Source organism: Pedobacter sp. Leaf194 (assembly GCF_001423945.1).
In the GTDB taxonomy this organism is placed as follows: domain Bacteria; phylum Bacteroidota; class Bacteroidia; order Sphingobacteriales; family Sphingobacteriaceae; genus Pedobacter.
In genome coordinates this window covers 341,097-360,803 of sequence record NZ_LMPU01000009.1, presented here as the reverse complement: position 1 = coordinate 360,803, position 19,707 = coordinate 341,097, and the positions used below count along the sequence as shown (strand labels likewise).

Sequence of the window (19,707 nt, the reverse complement as noted above, 5' to 3'; positions counted from 1 at the left end):
AGCTTTTAAGTTGATGAGCGATAAAAAAGGAGTTCCAATAACGACCGAACCAATACGCATTTAACCCATAATTGGTAAAATAACCTTAATTTCCGTACCAATTCCTTCCTGAGATTTGATGGCAATACTGCCGCGATGCAAGCGGATGATGTTCAAAGATAGGGGTAAGCCAACACCATAACCTTTAAATTGATTGGTGTTTGATGCACGGTAGAAAGGCTCAAAAATGTGTTGCACGTCTGATTCCGGAATACCAATACCCTGATCGACAACGGCGATAGAAAGTATATTCGATTTGCTTTCCAAAATAATATTTACCGGCTTATAGTTTGAATATTTGCAGGCATTGCTTACAATGTTGGTAATTGCGAGCTTAATTAAGTTTTTATTTACTTGCAGGGTTAACTGTTCTTCATCTTCCGGCAAGTTAAGGAAGTTGATTTCTATCCTGCTGTTAGGGTGAACCTGATTTACAGAATCTTTAATTTCCCAAAGCAGTTCATCCATCCTAACTTTTTCTCGGGGTTGATTTTTTCCGTTGAAGCCGGATTGTGCCAAACCTAAAAGACTTGTTAAAATATGTTCTAGTCTTTCTGCTTCGTCCTGAATTTTTGATAAAGCTTTGTGCTGTTTTTCCGAGTCATCTTTAGCTTTCATTGCCAGTTCTACCTCGCCGCTTATAATTGTAAGTGGCGTTCTTAGCTCATGAGAAGCATTGCTGATGAAATTATTTTGTGTTTCGAAAGCAGTTTCAAGCCGGTTAAGCATGTTGTTAAACGTTTCTGCCAGTTGAGACATTTCATCACTGCCTTTTTTAACATCCAGCCTTAAATGTAGGTTTTCTGCTTTAATCCGCTTAACACTTTTTATTATATTTCTAAGAGGCATCAACATGTAGTTGGAAAATTTCCAGCCAACCACAAATGATAAAATTACAGAAAGGAAGAAGCCGATTATCAGAATTTTCTGTAAATCTTTCAGTTCGCGGAACCCAAATGGGTCGTTAGCGGAGACCACCACGATGTAGCCACTTTTTTTATTTTTGAAAAATTTACCGGCGTAGAAATGATTGTCGACGCGGTACCTGGCCATTAAGCCTGAATTAATCCGGTTGTAAAAACTTTTCGGTAAAACGATATCGGCTTTTATTTCGGGTTTGCCCGCTTCGATGATGTATTCTCTTTCTGAAGGTAAACGCTCCAAATATTGATTACGCATTTTCGCGTAAACACTGTTGTTGTCGTCTTCGTAGAGTTTTAATTGAGCGGCAATGTTAACTCTTGCTTCCAGGCGTTTGTAAAAGTCTTCGAAGGCAAATTCGTTAGAAAAATACCAGACAAATCCACTAAGCAATGAAATTATAACAGCAGATAAAATTGCGAACAATAGGGTTATTTTTTTTGCTATCTCCATTATCTTTCCTTCAAAACGTAGCCTAAACCAACAGCTGTATGAATGAGTTTCTGATCTGAATTTTTATCAATTTTCTTTCTTAAATAATTCACGTAAACATCAACTACGTTGGTGCCAAGGTTGAAATCGATGTCCCACACGCTTTCTAAAATATCAATACGCGACAATATTTTTGATTTGTTTTTTGCCATATACTCCAGCAGCCTGTACTCGGTAGCAGTAAGCACAATATCTTCCTGGTTTCTTTTCACGGTTTTGGCGCTCAGGTTAATTTGTAAATCTGCAATGGAAATTATCTGGTCGAGCGATACCGTTCCGCTATATCTCCGCAGCAGCGTTCTTATCCTGGCAAAAAGTTCGGCAAATTTGAATGGCTTTATCAGGTAATCATCGGCACCATTATCTAGGCCATTAACTACATTTTCGGTAGAGCCTAGCGCCGTAAGCATTATAATGGGCGTAGTTGGTTTTTGTTCTTTTATGATTTTGCAGAGTTCCAGGCCATTAATTCCCGGCAACATAATGTCCAGAATTATTAAATCAAATTGGTTTTCTAATGCCATTTGCTTTCCAATGGAACCATCTGGAGCAATACTAACTGTAAAACCTTCATCGGTTAAGCCCCTCGAAACCACTGAAACAACACTTGGTTCATCTTCTACCAGTAATAAATTCATCTTGTGGCAAATATCTAATAAACGTTAAAATCAAAATGTAATTTTTTAATTTAAAATAGGGTGTTGGTTTAACGTAATTAGCGGGATAATTGTTTTTGGACCCGGCACGCAAAAAAGCTCCTCAAATTTTGAGGAGCTTTTTTAAAAGGTACTAATTGCCTTTTTCTGATTTTTCTTTAAGGCTTGCCAGGCCACTTTCAAAGTCTTTTCCTATCATTTTATCCATCCCACCCATAAAAACACACATCCATTTGCTTATTAAATTTTGGTCGCCACTCATAGTCCAGGTTACCTTATTGCCACTTCCATCTGGCGCAATATCAAATTTCGTGTCGGCATGACTTTCAAAAGGTTCCCTGAAAAATAAATCAATATCAACCTGCTTATTGGGTTCAACCTTCAAAATTTTCATTTCGCCAGCGCCCATTTCTTTTCCTTTCCATTCGTAGATATGGCCTGGCTGCTGAGGTGTTCCCGAGAATGTTGTTTTCGCTGTCGGTTCCATTTTTGCCCAGGGATTCCATTTGTAGAATTCCTTAAAATCGGCTACGTTTTTGTAGATGACGCTGTCTGGCGCATTGATAACTACAGTTCTGTTTACCGAATAAGTCTTCGGAAGGAATAAGCCGCCCACGATAATAATTATAGCCAGGACGACAATAATTCCGAATAAAACTTTTAATACTTTCATAATTTGATTAGTTTGGTTAATTAAATTTAAAAAGAAACCTTATAAATCAAAATTGATGTTAAATAATATTTATTCTCGGTTTAGGCGGGTTTAACTTAAAATTCATCAAATCGGCTATGGACTTTGCCTTTTCCTTTATGCTTTCGGCGTTGTCTCCTTTAAATAAATCATCAACGGTTTCGAAGAAAATATTTTTCCAGATGTCGAATTCGTCAGTTTTCAGCGTCGCTTTATCACGAAGTTCGAAATGTGTTAGCATAGGGTTGCCTTTGTATGTGGCGTTGCCAAACAGTACGCTTTCCCAAAAGTCGTACATTTTAGGCAAGTGGTGAGTCCAGTCAACTTTTGCGATGTCGGTAAAAATTGGACCAATCCTTTTATTTTCCTGTATTTTCTGGTAGAAGGTATCAACCAACAAAATTAAATCTTCGCGTGTCTGTATGTCTTTCTTCATCTAATAGCCGGTTCTTTGTGAGGTTAAATTTCGGGTAGTTGCATCAAAAAAGAAACTTAAAAAATGAAAATACATGGCAGAATGCTATTTCACTAGCTTCAGCCTTAGTTTATCATAGTTAATTACCGCTTTGTATTTAATCAAAATATCGCCGCCAATAATGCTTGCGATTGGCGGGTGGCCAAATTGTTGATACGTTTCACTTACCGATTGTAAATCAAAGGCAACGGTTTCATAATCCTTTATCTTCAAGGAGCCAATTTTTAGTGACGGAATTGTAGCCTGAATGGTGGTGGTGGTTGTGAATAACGTTGCTGCATTTATCTCATCAGAAACATGAAGCGTTTCTGAAAGATGTTTTTCAATAAGCCCTTTATCGAAAACGCTTCGTGATGCACCGGTATCTAAAACGGCGAAATGTTTTTCATTAAAAACAACAATTTCCACCAAAAGGTGGAAACCGTCGTCTTGTAAGTTTATAAGTTTTAAAGGAATGGAAATCGACTTCATTTAAACCAGTTTCATGTCTGATAAAACGCTGTTCATGTTTCTAACTGCATCGGCACTTTTATTAAATGCCGCCTGTTCATCCTCAGTTAATTTAAAATCGATAATTTTCTCCCAGCCATTTCTTCCGATTATAACCGGTACGCCTAAACAGATATCGCTTTGGCCATATTCACCTTCCAAAGAAACGCAACAAGTAAACAATTTCTTTTCATCACGCAAAATGGCTTCAACCAATGCAGCGCCGGCAGCCCCCGGGGCGTACCAGGCAGATGTACCGATTAGGCCGGTTAACGTTGCACCGCCCACCATGGTATCAGCTGCAACTTTATCAAGCGTAGCTTTATCTAGTAAATTGCTTACCGGTAAACTTTGGTAAGTAGCAAGTCTGGTTAATGGAATCATGGTTGTATCGCCATGTCCGCCAATCACAAAGCCTTGCAAATCGCCTGGGTTGCAATTTAATGCCTGAGAAAGGTAGAATTTGAAGCGCGAACTATCCAAAGTGCCACCCATACCAATAATTCGGTTTTTAGGTAATCCTAAAGATTTTAGCGCCAGATAGGTCATAGTGTCCATCGGGTTACTTATTACAATTATGATGGTTTCAGGAGAATATTTAAGTATATTTTCAGCAACACCTTTAACAATGCCGGCATTTATGCCGATAAGTTCTTCACGGGTCATCCCTGGTTTACGGGGCAAGCCCGAGGTAATCACGACTACATCAGAACCGGCAGTTTTGCTGTAATCATTAGTTACGCCTGTAATTTTGGTATCAAATCCTAAAAGAGTTGCAGTTTGCATCATATCTATGGCTTTACCTTCGGCAAAACCTTCTTTAATGTCTAATAATACAAGCTCGTTCGCTAGTTCCTTGCGTGCAATGTTATCTGCACAAGTTGCGCCTACAGCGCCTGCTCCTACAACCGTTACTTTCATATATTTTAAATTTATGGTTTGCTGTTAATTACCAATCGAAGGTATAAATAAATATAAGGTTTAAAAATCCTTTTCAAAACTTTATCAAGTATTTGAAAGGGTTCGTACTGTGGAACAAATTGCCAGCCAAATTTGATTTTTGAAGCCTGGATAATTCGTCAATCGACAAAAATTTACCTCAATAAAAATATGGGGCTATTGTACGCCAAATAGGAATAGAATTGGCTGTCGTAAAACCTTATAAGGCATTGTTGGTTTGATTTAAAAGAAATTAATATGGAAAACAAACCGTTATCAAATTTAGACTACCGTTCTTTTGAAGGAAAATGGTATTCGTTATACTCAATTCCGACTTTGATGGATAAGAACTGGCGACAAACAACAGAAACTTATACTTTGCAGGAGGGTGATCACTTTGATGTTTACACTACGTATCACAAAGAAGGAAAGCCGGAAGAGCAGTCCATTACCTCGAAATTATTTTTCGACGAAGGTAAGCCAGATGGCGACATGAAAGCGCAGTTTTTATGGCCGTTTAAAATTGGATACTGGATTATAGAATTGGCTGAAGATTATAGTTATGTTGTTGTCGGTCATCCCGATGAGAAATATCTTTTTATTATGGCCCGAGAACCGAAAATGGAGGCAGATTTATTGGTTCATATTATAGAAAGATGCCGTGAGAAGGGTTATAATGTGAGCGAGCTGGTTAGTCAGGAACATTTTTAAGTAGCTGAGAATTCGATTTTGCAGTCTGAATTTAAGTTTACGGCACAGGTAATTGAGGTTGTAAATTACAATCAACATGACTTGGCAATAATTTAATTGTTGAAGAATTTTATGGCTTCCTGAATGTTTTTGTCTGAAATTAAATCATCTAAATTGTCGTCTTTGAATAGATGGACATCAGGTATAATTTGCTGATGTTAGTTGCCATTACGGTCAGTATTGTAAGAAGTGGTTAGGGCGGTGTTTTCTACTGACTTCCAGTCTACGGGTTTTTAAACGAGCATGACAAATTACACTATAAAGCATCGTTTAGCCAGCACAAAATCCTGGATTTTTGTTGATAAAATACTGACAACATCAACCGTCTAATTCGCTATTTTTGAAAAACCGTTAATATTCTGCAGCGGCTAATTCTTTAAAGCAACATATGTACTTAATTTTTGATACTGAAACTACGGGCTTGCCACGTAATTACAACGCTCCAATTACCGATACCGATAATTGGCCACGTTGTATTCAAATTGCATGGCAGCTACACGATGAGATGGGACGGATGGTTGAACATCAGGATTACTTAGTTAAGCCTGAGGGGTTTAACATACCGTATGATGCTGAGCGAATCCACGGAATCTCGACTGAATTGGCTGATGAACAGGGAATATCACTTGCCGAGGTTTTAGAAAAATTCAACATTGCCTTATCGAAGTCAAAATTCATAGTTGGCCAGAATGTGGGTTTCGATGTAAACATCATGGCTTGCGAGTTTCACCGTTTTGGCATCGCGAACCGGATGGCAGAAATGCCTGTTCTGGATACCTGTACGGAAGTAACGGCAGAGTTGCTGAAGCTTCCGGGTGGAAGGGGCGGGAAGTTTAAGTTGCCAACGCTAACTGAGTTACACGCGTACCTTTTTGGCGTTCCTTTTAACGAAGCGCATAACGCAACGGCCGATGTTGAGGCCACCACGCGTTGTTTTTTGGAACTTATAAAAAAAGAGGTCTTCAAAAAAGAAGAGCTTCTTGTTGATGCCGAATACTTCCCTCGTTTCCGGGAAGTAAACCCAGCATCTATACCAAGCTTTGGCATTCCGCATGTAAACTTAAAATCGGCTTCCGATGAAATTCGTAAGCGCCTTCAAAAAGCCGAAGGTGGCGGCGTATCGAGGCAGGAGCTGGCAGAAAATAAACAAGAGTTGGCTGCCGCAACCTTTGTCCACCTTCATAATCACACACAGTTTTCGGTTCTGCAGAGTACAATTAGCATAGCCGATTTAGTAAAAGCTGCGGCTGCGCAAAAGATGCCGGCAGTAGCCATGACCGATCATGCGAATATGATGGGTGCCTTTCATTTTGTAAACGCAGTTTTAAATCATAACAAAGCCGCTGAAGCTAAAAATGCGGACGCAATTGAAGCCGGCGAAAGGCCAACCGAGGTTGTAATGACCCCGATAGTTGGAGTTGAATTTTTTGTTTGTGATAATCATCTGGATAGAACAACTAAAGATAATGGCTACCAGATGGTATTGCTTGCGAAGAATAAGAAAGGTTATCATAACCTTGCAAAAATGTCTTCAATAGCTTATACGAAAGGCTTTTATTACGTTCCAAGGATAGACAGACAAGTAATTGAGCAATATAAAGAGGATATAATTGTTTTATCAGGAAACCTTTCCGGCGAAATTTCGAACAAGCTCTTAAACATGGGCGAAAATCAGGCTGAGGAAGCTTTGCTTTGGTGGAAAGCGCAGTTTGGTGCCGATTTTTATGTGGAAGTAATGCGCCACAACCAGGAAGATGAAGACCGCGTTAACACGTCCCTGATTGCGCTAGCCAAAAAGCACGACGTTAAGCTGATTGCCACAAACAATACTTATTACATCAATAAAAAAGATGCAAATGCACACGATATTTTACTTTGTGTAAAAGATGGTGAGAAACAGGCAACGCCAATTGGTCGGGGTCGTGGTTATCGGTATGGATTGCCAAATCAGGAGTATTATTTCAAATCTCCTGATGAAATGAAAGCACTTTTTGCCGATTTGCCTGAAGCGATTTTAAACATTCAGGAAGTTGTAGATAAAATTGAAAGCTACAAACTTGCCCGTGAGGTATTACTTCCAAAATTTGATATCCCGGAAGAATTTCTGGTTGTCGAAGATGAAACGGATGGAGGTAAGAGAGGGGAAAATAAATTTCTCCGCCACCTTACTTATGAGGGTGCTAAGAAACGTTATGGCGAACTCACCACTGACGTAATTGAAAGGCTGGATTTTGAATTGGCTACCATTGAAAAAACGGGTTATCCTGGTTATTTCTTAATTGTTCAGGATTTTATTGCTGAAGCCCGTAGAAGAGATGTTTCCGTTGGTCCGGGTCGTGGCTCGGCAGCAGGTTCTGTGGTTGCATATTGTCTTTGGATAACGAATATCGACCCTATAAAATATGATCTCCTTTTCGAGCGTTTCTTAAATCCGGATCGCGTTTCAATGCCCGATATCGATATCGACTTTGATGATGAAGGCCGGGGCAGGGTTATGGAGTATGTAATTAATAAGTATGGCTCCAGCCAGGTAGCGCAAATTATCACCTATGGAACAATGGCTGCGAAATCATCTATCCGCGATACGGCAAGGGTGTTGGATTTGCCACTTTTTGAAGCCGATAAAATCGCGAAGCTAATCCCAAACATGAAGCTTGCCAAAATTTTTAATCTCGATGAAAAGAGTTTAAAAGATGCTTTGAGGCCGGATGAATATGAGCGTGTTCAGGAGCTTAAAGCCATGGGTGGGCAGAAAGATTTAAGCGCAGAAACCATTCAGCAGGCGCAGGTTTTAGAAGGTTCACTAAGAAATACTGGCATCCACGCCTGTGGTGTAATTATTACGCCAAGCGATATTACCAACTTTGTTCCTGTGGCAACTGCCAAAGATTCTGATTTATATGTTACCCAGTTCGATAACTCTGTAGTAGAAAGTGCCGGCTTACTAAAAATGGATTTCCTGGGATTAAAAACCCTAACGCTGATTAAAGATACCGTTAAGCTGGTAAAGAAAAGACATAATATTCTGCTCGATCCTGATAACTTCCCGATTGATGATGTTTTAACTTACGAACTTTTTCAGCGTGGTGAAACCATTGGCATTTTTCAGTATGAAAGTCCGGGTATGCAGAAATACATGAAAGAATTGAAGCCGACTGTTTTCGACGACTTGATCGCCATGAATGCATTGTACCGCCCCGGACCGATGGAATATATCCCAAGTTTTGTTAGGCGTAAAAATGGCGAAGAGGAAATAAAATACGATTTAGATGCCTGTGAAGAATATCTAAAAGAAACCTACGGGATTACGGTTTACCAGGAGCAGGTAATGCTTCTATCACAAAAGCTGGCCGGTTTTACCAAAGGTGAGGCCGATGTTTTGCGTAAGGCAATGGGTAAAAAACAGAAAGATGTTCTTGATAAAATGAAGCCTAAGTTTGTTAAACAGGCTTCAGAGAAAGGACACGCTGCGGATACTTTAGAAAAAATCTGGAAAGATTGGGAGGCGTTCGCATCTTACGCTTTTAATAAATCGCACTCTACCTGTTATGCCTGGATAGCTTATCAAACCGCATATCTGAAAGCGCATTACCCTGCAGAATATATGGCAGCAGTACTATCAAATAATATGAGTGATATCAAGCAGGTCGCATTCTTTATGGAAGAGTGCCGCCAAATGGGTGTTGTGGTTTTAGGTCCTGATGTTAACGAATCTGATCTAAAATTCTCCGTAAACGCCAGAGGCGAAGTCAGGTTTGGTATGTCGGCTGTTAAGGGCGTTGGCGAAAAAGCGGTGGAGAGTATTATCGAAGAACGTTTGGAGAAAGGCCCTTACGCTTCTGTTTATGATTTTGCAAAGCGCTCCAACACCAGGATAGTAAATAAAAAGGCTTACGAGAGTTTCGTTTACAGCGGCGCTTTCGATGCGTTTGGAGGCCATAGAGCTCAGTATTTTTACATCGGCCCAAATGATAAGATGAATGGTATCGAGAAAATAATAAAATACGCAAACGATTTCCAGAACAACGAGAGTACTTCTCAGGCATCATTATTTGGCGGTTCGAAAGCGGATATGATTCTGGAACCTACCTTGCCAGTTTCACCGGAGTGGGCGTTAATGGACAGACTCAAATACGAGAAAGACGCGATTGGTATTTTTCTTTCCGGTCACCCGCTTGATAACTATAAACTGGAGCTCGACAAGTTCTGCACACACGGCGTTAGGCAACTGAGCATCATCAACAAAGTTAGAATGGGCGATACCAATGAAGAAATCCTTGCTGAATTTACTAAGTTGCAAAACCGCGAACTTTGTGTCGGCGGATTGGTGGTTACTGCATCGCAACGCATAACAAAAAACGGAAAACCTTTTGGAACATTCGTTTTTGAAGATTACGATGACGCCTGCGAAATGGCCTTATTTGGAGAAGACTTCCTTAAATTTAAATCATTTTTAACGGAAGGTTATTTCCTGCAAATCCGCGGAAGAGTAGGCGAGCGCTTTGGTAAAGCCGGTGACTGGGAGTTCAAAATCACTTCAATAAACCTAATGTCGGAATTGAGGGACAAACTTGCGAAGAGCCTTACCATTCAGGTGCCTATCGAAAGGGTTAACGATGAATTGATGCGTCAGATTGAGGAAATTTTAGCAGACAATAAGGCAAATACCGAGCAGCAAAACTGCCAACTTAACTTCGCTGTTTTCGATAGCGAAAAACAAATTATGTTAGACTTGCCTTCTAAAAATTTAAAAATTAATCCGAGCAACAAGTTCTTAGAACAATTAACAGGATTGAATGTTGTAAATTACAAACTGAACTAGGTTAAACCATCATTTAGCAGCTTTGTAAATAGATTAGCTATTTTTTAAAGCTGAATGTTTGGTGCTTACTAATGGGGACTTAAAATTAAGCTTTATAAAGGCAATGTCAAATTGGCAAGATACCATAGCTGGCATTACAATTGAATACATATATTTGAACATAAAAAAAATAATTATGGCATTAGAAATCACAGATGCAAACTTCGAGGAGCTTGTATTAAAATCAGATAAACCCGTATTAGTAGATTTTTGGGCAGAATGGTGTGGCCCTTGTCGCATGGTTGGTCCTGTAGTAGAAGAGATTGCGAAAGAATATGATGGTAAAGCTATCGTTGGTAAAGTTAACGTAGATAATAATCCTCAAATTTCGATGCAATTTGGTATTCGTAACATTCCTGCTTTATTGTATTTTAAAGATGGACAGGTTGTTGACAAACAGGTTGGAGCTGTGCCTAAATCTATCTTAGCAGAAAAATTAAATAAGCAATTAGCTTAATTTAAAATATAGCCGAGAGGCTTGTAACATATTTAAAACCCGGATTCATTTGTTTGTTCCGGGTTTTTTTATGCAAGAATATTTTTGTTCCTTTATTGAAAAACTCAATCATCTTTATGAACCTATTAAATAACAAAACATTAGGTGTTGCACTGGCAGGATTATCAATGAGTTTAGCCTTTGCCAACCCTGTTTCTGCTCAAAGCCCTGTTGAAACAAATAAGCCTTCGGCTGATTATAAACCTGCATTTGAAGGTCAAACCCGGATTGCAGGCGTAAAATCGAAAACAGCAATTGATGTTTCCGTTTTAAATGATAAACTCGAAAACCCCTGGGCAATTTCTGTGCTGCCAAATGGCGGATTTCTAATTACCCAAAAACGTGGTACAATGGTTATACTTAGCGCCGATGGTAAACTCAGTAAAATGATAGCTGGCCTGCCTAAAGTAGATCCATCCGGACAAGGCGGATTGCTTGATGTTACCTTAGATCCTGATTTTGCAAAAAATAGAATGGTTTATTATGCATATTCAGAACCTCAGGATAAAGGTGTCCTGCTGGCCATTGCTAAAGGCAAATTATCGGCAAGTGAAACCGCATTAGAAAATCAAACTGTAATTTACAGGGCAACACCATCTTATACTGGTAAATTACAATATGGCTCCAGAATTGTTTTTGATAAAAATGGGAACCTTTTTGTAAGTACCGGTGAGCGTTCGGGAAGTGATATCAGAATGCAGGCGCAATCCTTAAATTCATCACTAGGGAAAATTCTCCATTTAACAAAAGAAGGAAAGCCTGTTCCTAACGGACCATTTGCGGGTAAAGCAGATGCAAGACCAGAAATTTATGCTTTGGGTTTGCGTAACCCGGACGGCTTGGCGATAAATCCGCAAACAGGTGATTTGTGGGAAGCTGAATTTGGCCCTAAAGGTGGCGATGAGGTTAACATCATTAAACCGGGGAAGAATTATGGCTGGCCGGTAATTACCTATGGTACGGAGTATAGCGGACAAAAAGTTGGCGATGGTATCCAACAAAAAGAGGGGATGGAGCAGCCGGTTTATTTCTGGAATCCAAGTATTTCACCAGGTTGTATCGCTTTTTACAATGGTTCGGCCATTGCCGAATGGAAAGGTAACTTATTTGTTGGAGGCTTAGGTGGTTCACACATTATTCGTTTGGTAATTAAAGATAATAAAGTTGTTGGCGAAGAGCGGTTGCTCGAAGGAATGGGTGAGCGTTTCCGGGATATGGTAGAAAAAGACGGAGCACTTTACACTGTTACCGATAATGGAAAATTGTATAAAATAGCTAAGAAATAATTTAAAAAGCCGAATTCAATATTGAATTCGGCTTTTTAACTAATTCTTTCCTTCGAGAACAGACTTGTTTTTCTCGGGGTTAACTTCGGTGAACCGTAATAAAGCGCCGAAATATTTAATTCCTAATCTCAGATTTGGTAAAAGTTATCCAATCTGTTAAAAAATTGTTTTTTCTATTCATTAATATTCAGTCGCTTCCGTAATTAGAAAAAAGTCTCTTAATGATGAAGATTGAGTGGATAAATTTTTAGCTTTACGATATGCAAGCAGTAAACTATGAAAATGAAACAAGTTACGGTAACCTGGAATTGCTTGCGCAGCAGGTTGTAGAGGGTTTTATCACTGGTTTGCATAAAAGTCCGTTTCATGGTTTTTCAGTAGAATTTGCAGAACATCGTCAATATAACAATGGTGACAATGTGAAGAATATTGATTGGAAGTTATATGCCAAAACCGATAAATTGTATAGCAAAAGGTTTGAAGAAGAAACCAATTTGCGCTGTCAGTTTGTTATCGATGTGTCCTCTTCGATGTACTTCCCAGAACCAAAAAACAACAAACTTACCTTTTCAATCCAGGCTGTTGCATCATTGATGTATTTGTTGAAAAAACAGCGTGATGCTTTCGGACTAAGTTTATTTACCGACGAGCTCTTGCTTAATTCGCCCGCCAAATCAACAACTGTACATCAGAAATATCTGTTTATGCAGCTCGAAGATTTACTCGACAAACCTAAAGTAAATGCACAAACAAATTTAAGCGAAGCTTTACATCAGGTTGCAGATCTGATTCATAAAAGATCGCTGGTTGTAATTTTCAGCGATTTATTTAACACCCAAACAACCAAAGCTAAAACCGATGAATTTTTTGACGCTTTGCAACATTTGAAATTCAATAAACATGAAGTGGTCGTTTTCAATGTTGTTGATAAATCAAAAGAAGTAAATTTTGATTTCGAAAACCGTCCTTACCAGTTTATTGATATGGAAACAGGTGAAATGATAAAAGTGCATACCAGCCAGGTGAAAGAAAATTATACAGCTGCGGTTGCAGACTATCGCCAACAAACGGCATTGAGATGCGCAAAATACAAAATAGACCTAATTGATGCCGACATAAATGAAGGGTTTTATCCTGTACTGCAATCTTATTTAATTAAAAGGCAGAAGTTAGGTTAGTATTTTAGGTTGCCATACAAAAAACTGCTAATTAGAAACGTTAAAATAGTTGTATAAAATTTTTAAACCTCAAACGATGTTAGAAAAAGGCTCTAAAGCACCAGATTTTGAATTGAATGCGACTCCCGACCAAAAAATAAAACTGAAAGATTTTAAAGGTAAGAATGTAATTTTAGCCTTCTATCCGGCAGATTGGAGCCCGGTTTGCAGCGACCAAATGGCTCTTTATAACGAAATGCTTAATTACTTTAGTAAATACGATGCACAAATTCTCGGCATTTCTGTCGATAGCGTATGGTGTCATCTTGCCTTTTCTGGAGATAGGAAATTGCACTTTCCTTTACTTGCAGATTTTGAACCGAAAGGCGAGGTGTCAAAAGCCTACGGTGTTTATGACGAAGAAACCGGAGAAAGTAAACGTGCCTTGTTTGTAATTGATAATGAAGGTGAAATTGCCTGGAGCTATCTATCACCAACGGCCGTAAATCCGGGTGCAGATGGAATTTTAGATGCATTAGAAGAAATTAAAAAAAAATAAACATGAGCACATTAAAACCATCCTTATCAGATAAAGACCACATCCAGGCTTCGGAATCAGCAACCGTTGAGATTGTTGAGTTTGGCGATTATGAATGCCCATATTGTGGCGATGCATATCCAATTGTTAAAGAAATTCAGGAAACTTTTGGCGATCAGATAAGTTTTGCATTCCGGAATTTCCCCCTTCAGGAAGCTCATCCGTTTGCCTTTCCGGCAGCCTTAGCTGCCGAAGCAGCGGCAGTACAGGGTAAATTCTGGGAAATGCACGATGCCCTTTACGACAATCAGCATCGGCTTGCCGAAGATATTTTTACTGAGTTGGCAGAAACAATTGGCTTAGATTTAGAGAAATTTGAAAAAGATTCGCAATCGGAAGAAATAAAACAGAAAGTAGACAGCGATTTTGAAAGCGGTGTTAGGAGCGGGGTAAACGGAACACCATCATTTTACGTAGACGGAACAAAGTTTGATGGCGGCGTACTGGATTTGTATCAAATGCTTAAAGAAAGCGCAGAATAAAAAACCTCATGTATTTTGCAATACATGAGGTATCAGATAAGGGTAACCGGAAAACTAAAAAACTAATTATGAGTTTTTAGAATTTAACAAAACGGAAATCGCTTCTTGTGTTTTGTTAGTTCAAAGGTGCACTTCAATTATGAAGTTTTAGTGAAGAAACCTGCCATTCGGATTTTATTTTAGTGCATGATTTTTCTTTGGCACTTTGGAAGCCGAAATATTGCCTGGGCTAATTATTTAGCCCGCATTATGAAACAATATTGCACAATCCTTTATTACTACAGTATCATTTAATCATGCCGATTAAATATTAATTTAAAAGTTTTTTCCATGAGTAAAAATGTTGCAGAACAACTGGTAGAAATGCTTGTAGAAGCCGGGGTAAAAAGAATTTACGCCGTTACAGGTGATAGCCTGAATTATTTTAACGACGCGGTAAGACGGAATGGTAAAATAAAATGGATACATGTACGAAACGAAGAAGCAGGTGCCTTTGCGGCCGCTGCCGAAGCCGAGCTTGATGGCATTGCATGTTGCGCAGGCAGCTGCGGACCAGGGCACGTACATTTAATAAACGGCTTATACGATGCGCATCGTTCTCACGTACCCGTAATCGCAATAGCATCCACCATACCAACTACAGAGTTTGGAACAGAATTTTTTCAGGAAACCAACACGATTAAGTTATTTGATGATTGTAGTTACTATAATCAGGTAGCAACAACGGCAGCACAAGCACCACGTATGCTGCAAACGGCAATTCAGCATGCGGTACATAAGAAAGGAGTTGCCGTTTTTGGTTTGCCGGGCGACGTTGCCGAACTCGATGCAGTTGAAAGCATAACTTCGATGCAACTCTTTAGAAACGCACCTATTATAAGGCCAGCTGATGCGGAACTTTCCCAATTAGCCCAACTTCTAAATTCGGAGAAAAAAATAATGCTTTACTGTGGTATTGGGGCGGCACAAGCTCATGATGAGGTAATTCAACTTGCGGCGAAATTGAAGGCGCCTGTAGGGTTTTCATTCCGTGGTAAAATGAGTATTCAATATAACAATCCATATGAAGTTGGGATGACGGGCCTACTCGGCCAGCCATCTGGTTACCATGCCATGCATGAAGCTGATGTGGTCTTGCTTTTAGGCACCGATTTTCCCTACGTAAATTTCATGCCTGTAAAAAATAAAATAGTACAGATAGATGAAAGTCCGGAACGCTTAGGCAGAAGGGCGAAACTTACGCAAGGCTTGTGTGGCAATATTGCCGATTCCATCAAGGCTTTATTGCCATTTATTGAAGAGAAGAAAGATGATGGCTTCCTCAAAGCTCAGCTCGAGTTTTACAGTAAGGTAAAGGAACACCAGCAGGTGTATGTTAATGATAAAGGTGAAGAAAACAGAATTCAGCCAGAATTTGTTGCTGCTACCATTAATCGTTTAGCCAAAACCGACGCAATTTTTACGGTAGATACCGGGATGTGCTGTGTTTGGGGAGCAAGATTTATTGATGGCACCGGCGAACGGAATATGCTCGGTTCATTTAACCATGGTTCTATGGCAAATGCAATGCCAATGGCTATTGGTGCGGCATTAGCACATCCCGAAAGGCAGGTAATTGCTTTATGCGGCGACGGTGGATTATCGATGTTGTTAGGCGATTTAGCCACTATAAAACAGTATAACCTGCCGATAAAACTTATCGTTTTCAATAACCGTGCTTTAGGTATGGTTAAGTTGGAGATGGAGGTTGATGGTTTGCCAGACAGCGAAACGGATATGGTCAACCCCGACTTTGGTTTGGTTGCACAGGCCATGGGTTTTACGGGTATTACCGTTTCCAAACCTGAAGAAGTTGAAAACGCAATTGCCAATGCACTTGTTACCGAAGGACCAGTTTTGTTAAACATCTTAACTAATCCTAATGCCTTGGCAATGCCGCCTAAAATTGAATGGGCGCAGGTTAAAGGGATGACAGAATCGATGGCAAAGTTAATGTTGGGTGGTAAAATGTCGGAAGTATTTGATACGATCAAGTCAAACTACAAACATTTGGGAGAGGTGTTATAAAATTTATCTGCAATATTATTCGTCATTGCGAGGTTTGCAATTATCTTCAAGCATTTTTGTTTTATACGAATGCTAACTGAGATAGTTGAGTCACACCTGGCAATGACGATTTTTTTTTAAAAGGAAGAAAGATCTAGCTACAAATTCCCTCTCAGTTCTTGTTCACGTTCTAAAGACTCAAATAAGGCTTTGAAATTTCCGGCACCGAAACTTTGGGCCCCTTTACGCTGAATGATTTCGAAAAACAACGTTGGCCTGTCTTCAATCGGTTTCGTAAAAATCTGAAGCAGATAGCCTTCTTCATCGCAGTCTACAAGAATTCCAAGGTCTTCAAGAATTTTTATTTCCTCATCAATTTGCCCAACACGTTGTGGCATCATATCGTAATACGCTTCGGGTGGGGCACTTAAAAATTCGACACCCCGCGATTTTAATTCCTTAACGGTTTTCACAATATCCTTTGTTGCAACCGCAATATGCTGCACGCCTTCCCCTTCATAATATTCCAGGTACTCTTCAATCTGCGATTTCTTTTTACCTTCGGCAGGTTCATTAATGGGAAATTTTGAGAATCCATTTCCGTTGCTCATTACTTTACTCATCAATGCAGAATATTCCGTGTTAATTTGTTTATCATCGAAAGATAGAATATTTACAAATCCCATCACTTCTTCATACCACTTAACGGCTTCATTCATTCTGTTCCAGCCAACATTTCCTACGCAATGGTCAATATACAAAAGCCCTGCGTCGGCCGGTTTGTAATCACTTTCCCAATCCCTGAAACCTGGCATGAAGGTGCCATTGTAATTTTTTCTCTCGATAAACATGTGTACGGTTTCGCCATAAGTGTATATTCCACTCATTTTCACTTCGCCGTTCTCATCCGTTAACGTTTTCGGTTCCATGTATGGCTTTGCACCACGTTTTGTCGTTTCCTCAAAGGCATTGTAAGCATCATCAACCCAAAGCGCCAAAACTTTAACACCGTCGCCATGTTTTTTAACATGCTCAGAAATCGGGTGGTCCGATTTTAGCGCAGTTGTAAGAATCAATCTGATTTTGCCTTGTTGAAGCACATATGATGCCCTGTCTCGCAAACCAGTTTCCGGCCCGGCATAGGCCAAGCTCTGAAAGCCAAAGGCTGTTTTATAGTAGTGAGCAGCTTGTTTTGCATTGCCCACATAAAATTCGATATAGTCCGTTCCGTTAATTGGCAAAAAATCCTGTGCCTTGGATATTTTTTCTGCAAATGTTAGTGTTTCCATTTTTGTTGTATCAGGTAATTAATATCGTGTATAAAGATGTTTCGTTCATTTTTAAAAGTGATTTACTGCCCAATTGTAGCAAATCCGCATTATTCTACATTTATTTGCCAGCTTTTGTGGTAGTTTTCATCTTCAATATCTAAAGCATCCTGCGTAAGCATTAATGGTTTAAAAGGGTCGATCATTACTGCAAGTTCATCGGTTTTTTCCTTTCCAATTGATTTTTCTACCGTACCGGGATGTGGGCCGTGTGGAATACCACCGGGATGTAAAGTGATTTGCCCTTTAACTACACTTTTCCTACTCATAAAATCGCCATCTACATAATAAAGAACCTCATCGCTATCTACATTGCTGTGGTTATACGGAGCAGGAATCGAATCAGGATGATAATCATACTTACGGGGAACGAATGAACAGACAACGAAATTATGCCCTTCGAAGGTTTGGTGTACTGGTGGCGGCTGGTGCAGGCGACCAGTTATTGGTTCAAAATCGTGTATAGAGAAAGCATAAGGATAATGATAACCATCCCAGCCCACATAATCAAAAGGATGTGTACCATAAGTGTACGGATAGATCAAACCTTGTTTTTTAATTAAAACCTTAAAATCTCCATATTCATCATGCGTTTGCAGGTTTTCGGGCAACCGCAAATCCCTTTCGCAATAAGGCGAATGTTCCATCAATTGCCCAAACTGATTTAAATACCTTTTTGGGGGTCTTAGCGGACTAAAACTTTCTACAATGAATAAACGGTTCTCTTCTGTATCAAATTCGAGCTGATAAATCGTCCCTCTTGGAATAATCAGGTAGTCGCCATACGCAAATCTAATCTCGCCGAAGCCGGTTTTTAGCTTGCCAGAGCCTTCGTGTACAAAAATCATTTCATCAGCCTGGCTGTTTTTGTAGAAATAATCTGTCATAGATTTTCTCGGTGCCGCCAGCACGATATGCAAATCACTGTTTACCAAAACAGGTTTACGGCTTTTTAGATAATCATCCTCGGGCTTTATTTTAAAGCCAATTAAACTTGTGTGTTTAAGGTGCTTCTCACGGGCAATTTTTGGCTCTAAACTGTACGGTTCGCCCAAATGCTTCACAATTGTTGGCGGATGACAATGGTAAACAAGCGAGTAAAGGCTGGAAAACCCCTCGGTTGATACCAGTTCTTCTGCATATAAATTACCATCGGGCTTGCGGAAAACCGTGTGCCGCTTTGCAGGAATTTGCCCCAATTTATGATAAACAGGCATAATAATTATTTTATGGTTAGAAAGAAAAATCTTCAGAATAAACAATCGAAAGGCTAATGCGTTTCAACTAAGTAAAGAATGCAGAAAAGATTAAAGAGAATATTGGGCCATGATTAATTTCGATAGCATTTTGTAACGGCGTGCAGCAATTGCATCGTTTACAAGGTTTATATGTAATGCTTTTAAAATCATGTTTTGATGTTGCTAAAGTAATGATTTTATTTTGAACTTAAAATTTGTTTATATTTAAAGCAACCCCAAAAGCTTTATTATGAAATTTGTTTTAAGTCTCTTGATTTGCATTTTGATTTCATGCACAGTTTCTGCACAAAAAAAGTGGAAATATAAAGTTAAAGTTATCGAAAATAGTGGAAAACGACATCGTGGATTTTTTTACGCCGCAGAAGATACAAGGCTTGTAGTAATTAAAAAAAATGCAGACACCGTTGGGATAGATGCAGCCAATATCGACAGGCTTTTTATTCACAGGCGTGCGATTGTTGCTCCTGTTGCCATTGCTGCGGCCGCTGCCACCGCCGCCCTCGCAATTGATAATCCAAATGCGCTAGAAACGGCCGTAATCATAATTATTGGCGTGCCATTGAGTGTTTGCGCTGGCCTGGTTGTGGGTGAGCTTTTTGCAAATAAAAGGTTTTATAAGAAGCTTCAGGCAAAAGATTTCCCTTCCATAAAGGCAAACTTACAAAAATTTACGGTCCTCAAATAATCGATATTTGCTTTTTAATTGCTGCCCTAAATCACTAGCTTTACCCGGTATTTTAAC

The 19,707-nt window shown here is 39.4% G+C and carries 17 protein-coding genes; 9 read left to right on the top strand and 8 right to left on the bottom strand.

Annotated elements, in window-relative coordinates:
- Nucleotides 1-60: 60 nt before the first annotated feature.
- The 6 genes from ASG14_RS11820 to mdh form a co-directional block, all read right to left on the bottom strand.
- Entirely contained in the window at nt 61-1,413 is a 1,353-nt protein-coding gene (locus tag ASG14_RS11820; protein ID WP_056871272.1) for a HAMP domain-containing sensor histidine kinase, read from the bottom strand.
- Nucleotides 1,413-2,090, bottom strand: coding sequence for a response regulator transcription factor (locus ASG14_RS11815; RefSeq protein ID WP_056871271.1), 678 nt, complete (start codon nt 2,088-2,090; stop codon nt 1,413-1,415). Before ASG14_RS11815 ends, ASG14_RS11820 begins: the two co-directional genes overlap by 1 nt.
- 151 nt (nt 2,091-2,241) lie before the next feature.
- Nucleotides 2,242-2,781: an SRPBCC family protein gene (locus tag ASG14_RS11810; protein ID WP_056871270.1), complete on the bottom strand. Its 540-nt coding sequence runs from the start codon at nt 2,779-2,781 to the stop codon at nt 2,242-2,244.
- Between the two features lie 58 nt (nt 2,782-2,839).
- A complete protein-coding gene (locus ASG14_RS11805; RefSeq protein WP_056871269.1) occupies nt 2,840-3,235 on the bottom strand; it encodes a group III truncated hemoglobin in 396 nt (131 codons plus the stop codon).
- Nucleotides 3,236-3,319: 84 nt separating this feature from the next.
- Nucleotides 3,320-3,745 (bottom strand): aspartyl protease family protein, encoded by a 426-nt coding sequence (locus tag ASG14_RS11800; RefSeq protein ID WP_056871268.1) that lies wholly within the window; start codon nt 3,743-3,745, stop codon nt 3,320-3,322.
- Nucleotides 3,746-4,684 (bottom strand): malate dehydrogenase, encoded by a 939-nt coding sequence (mdh, locus tag ASG14_RS11795; RefSeq protein WP_056871267.1) that lies wholly within the window; start codon nt 4,682-4,684, stop codon nt 3,746-3,748.
- Nucleotides 4,685-4,960: 276 nt separating this feature from the next.
- Between mdh and ASG14_RS11790 the strand changes: the two genes are divergently transcribed.
- The 8 genes from ASG14_RS11790 (at nt 4,961) to ASG14_RS11755 (ending at nt 16,399) form a co-directional block, all read left to right on the top strand.
- Nucleotides 4,961-5,413, top strand: coding sequence for a lipocalin family protein (locus ASG14_RS11790; RefSeq protein WP_056871266.1), 453 nt, complete (start codon nt 4,961-4,963; stop codon nt 5,411-5,413).
- Nucleotides 5,414-5,840: 427 nt separating this feature from the next.
- Nucleotides 5,841-10,274 (top strand): DNA polymerase III subunit alpha, encoded by a 4,434-nt coding sequence (dnaE, locus tag ASG14_RS11785; protein WP_056871265.1) that lies wholly within the window; start codon nt 5,841-5,843, stop codon nt 10,272-10,274.
- 175 nt (nt 10,275-10,449) lie between these two features.
- Complete coding sequence (trxA, locus tag ASG14_RS11780) at nt 10,450-10,770, top strand: thioredoxin (RefSeq protein WP_056871761.1); 321 nt, start codon at nt 10,450-10,452, stop codon at nt 10,768-10,770.
- 116 nt (nt 10,771-10,886) lie between these two features.
- On the top strand, nt 10,887-12,095 hold the full coding sequence (locus ASG14_RS11775; RefSeq protein WP_056871264.1) for a PQQ-dependent sugar dehydrogenase: 1,209 nt from the start codon (nt 10,887-10,889) through the stop codon (nt 12,093-12,095).
- 260 nt (nt 12,096-12,355) lie between these two features.
- Nucleotides 12,356-13,273 carry a DUF58 domain-containing protein gene (locus ASG14_RS11770; RefSeq protein ID WP_056871263.1) on the top strand — a complete coding sequence of 306 codons (918 nt, stop codon included), beginning with the start codon at nt 12,356-12,358 and terminating at the stop codon, nt 13,271-13,273.
- Between the two features lie 76 nt (nt 13,274-13,349).
- The gene (locus ASG14_RS11765) at nt 13,350-13,811 is read left to right on the top strand and encodes a redoxin domain-containing protein (RefSeq protein ID WP_056871262.1); all 462 of its coding nucleotides are present in this window, start codon (nt 13,350-13,352) and stop codon (nt 13,809-13,811) included.
- Nucleotides 13,812-13,813: 2 nt separating this feature from the next.
- Complete coding sequence (locus ASG14_RS11760) at nt 13,814-14,332, top strand: thioredoxin domain-containing protein (protein WP_056871261.1); 519 nt, start codon at nt 13,814-13,816, stop codon at nt 14,330-14,332.
- Nucleotides 14,333-14,662: 330 nt separating this feature from the next.
- Complete coding sequence (locus ASG14_RS11755) at nt 14,663-16,399, top strand: thiamine pyrophosphate-dependent enzyme (RefSeq protein ID WP_056871260.1); 1,737 nt, start codon at nt 14,663-14,665, stop codon at nt 16,397-16,399.
- A gap of 137 nt (nt 16,400-16,536) precedes the next feature.
- On the opposite strand, the gene hppD is transcribed toward ASG14_RS11755, so the two are convergent.
- A complete protein-coding gene (gene hppD / locus ASG14_RS11750; protein ID WP_056871259.1) occupies nt 16,537-17,667 on the bottom strand; it encodes a 4-hydroxyphenylpyruvate dioxygenase in 1,131 nt (376 codons plus the stop codon).
- 89 nt (nt 17,668-17,756) lie between these two features.
- Nucleotides 17,757-18,923, bottom strand: coding sequence for a homogentisate 1,2-dioxygenase (locus ASG14_RS11745; protein WP_056871258.1), 1,167 nt, complete (start codon nt 18,921-18,923; stop codon nt 17,757-17,759).
- Nucleotides 18,924-19,194: 271 nt separating this feature from the next.
- Here ASG14_RS11745 and ASG14_RS11740 point away from each other — a divergent pair, with 271 nt between their 5' ends.
- Nucleotides 19,195-19,650, top strand: coding sequence for a hypothetical protein (locus ASG14_RS11740; protein WP_056871257.1), 456 nt, complete (start codon nt 19,195-19,197; stop codon nt 19,648-19,650).
- Nucleotides 19,651-19,707: the final 57 nt, after the last annotated feature.

Coding starts and splice junctions, on each gene's coding strand:
- ASG14_RS11760 (WP_056871261.1), top strand. CDS start 13,814: ATGAGCACATTAAAACCATCCTTATCAGATAAAGACCACATCCAGGCT.
- ASG14_RS11755 (WP_056871260.1), top strand. CDS start 14,663: ATGAGTAAAAATGTTGCAGAACAACTGGTAGAAATGCTTGTAGAAGCC.
- ASG14_RS11800 (WP_056871268.1), bottom strand. CDS start 3,745: ATGAAGTCGATTTCCATTCCTTTAAAACTTATAAACTTACAAGACGAC.
- ASG14_RS11775 (WP_056871264.1), top strand. CDS start 10,887: ATGAACCTATTAAATAACAAAACATTAGGTGTTGCACTGGCAGGATTA.
- ASG14_RS11810 (WP_056871270.1), bottom strand. CDS start 2,781: ATGAAAGTATTAAAAGTTTTATTCGGAATTATTGTCGTCCTGGCTATA.
- ASG14_RS11790 (WP_056871266.1), top strand. CDS start 4,961: ATGGAAAACAAACCGTTATCAAATTTAGACTACCGTTCTTTTGAAGGA.
- ASG14_RS11820 (WP_056871272.1), bottom strand. CDS start 1,413: ATGGAGATAGCAAAAAAAATAACCCTATTGTTCGCAATTTTATCTGCT.
- ASG14_RS11815 (WP_056871271.1), bottom strand. CDS start 2,090: ATGAATTTATTACTGGTAGAAGATGAACCAAGTGTTGTTTCAGTGGTT.
- ASG14_RS11770 (WP_056871263.1), top strand. CDS start 12,356: ATGCAAGCAGTAAACTATGAAAATGAAACAAGTTACGGTAACCTGGAA.
- dnaE (WP_056871265.1), top strand. CDS start 5,841: ATGTACTTAATTTTTGATACTGAAACTACGGGCTTGCCACGTAATTAC.
- ASG14_RS11765 (WP_056871262.1), top strand. CDS start 13,350: ATGTTAGAAAAAGGCTCTAAAGCACCAGATTTTGAATTGAATGCGACT.
- ASG14_RS11805 (WP_056871269.1), bottom strand. CDS start 3,235: ATGAAGAAAGACATACAGACACGCGAAGATTTAATTTTGTTGGTTGAT.
- hppD (WP_056871259.1), bottom strand. CDS start 17,667: ATGGAAACACTAACATTTGCAGAAAAAATATCCAAGGCACAGGATTTT.
- trxA (WP_056871761.1), top strand. CDS start 10,450: ATGGCATTAGAAATCACAGATGCAAACTTCGAGGAGCTTGTATTAAAA.
- ASG14_RS11740 (WP_056871257.1), top strand. CDS start 19,195: ATGAAATTTGTTTTAAGTCTCTTGATTTGCATTTTGATTTCATGCACA.
- mdh (WP_056871267.1), bottom strand. CDS start 4,684: ATGAAAGTAACGGTTGTAGGAGCAGGCGCTGTAGGCGCAACTTGTGCA.
- ASG14_RS11745 (WP_056871258.1), bottom strand. CDS start 18,923: ATGCCTGTTTATCATAAATTGGGGCAAATTCCTGCAAAGCGGCACACG.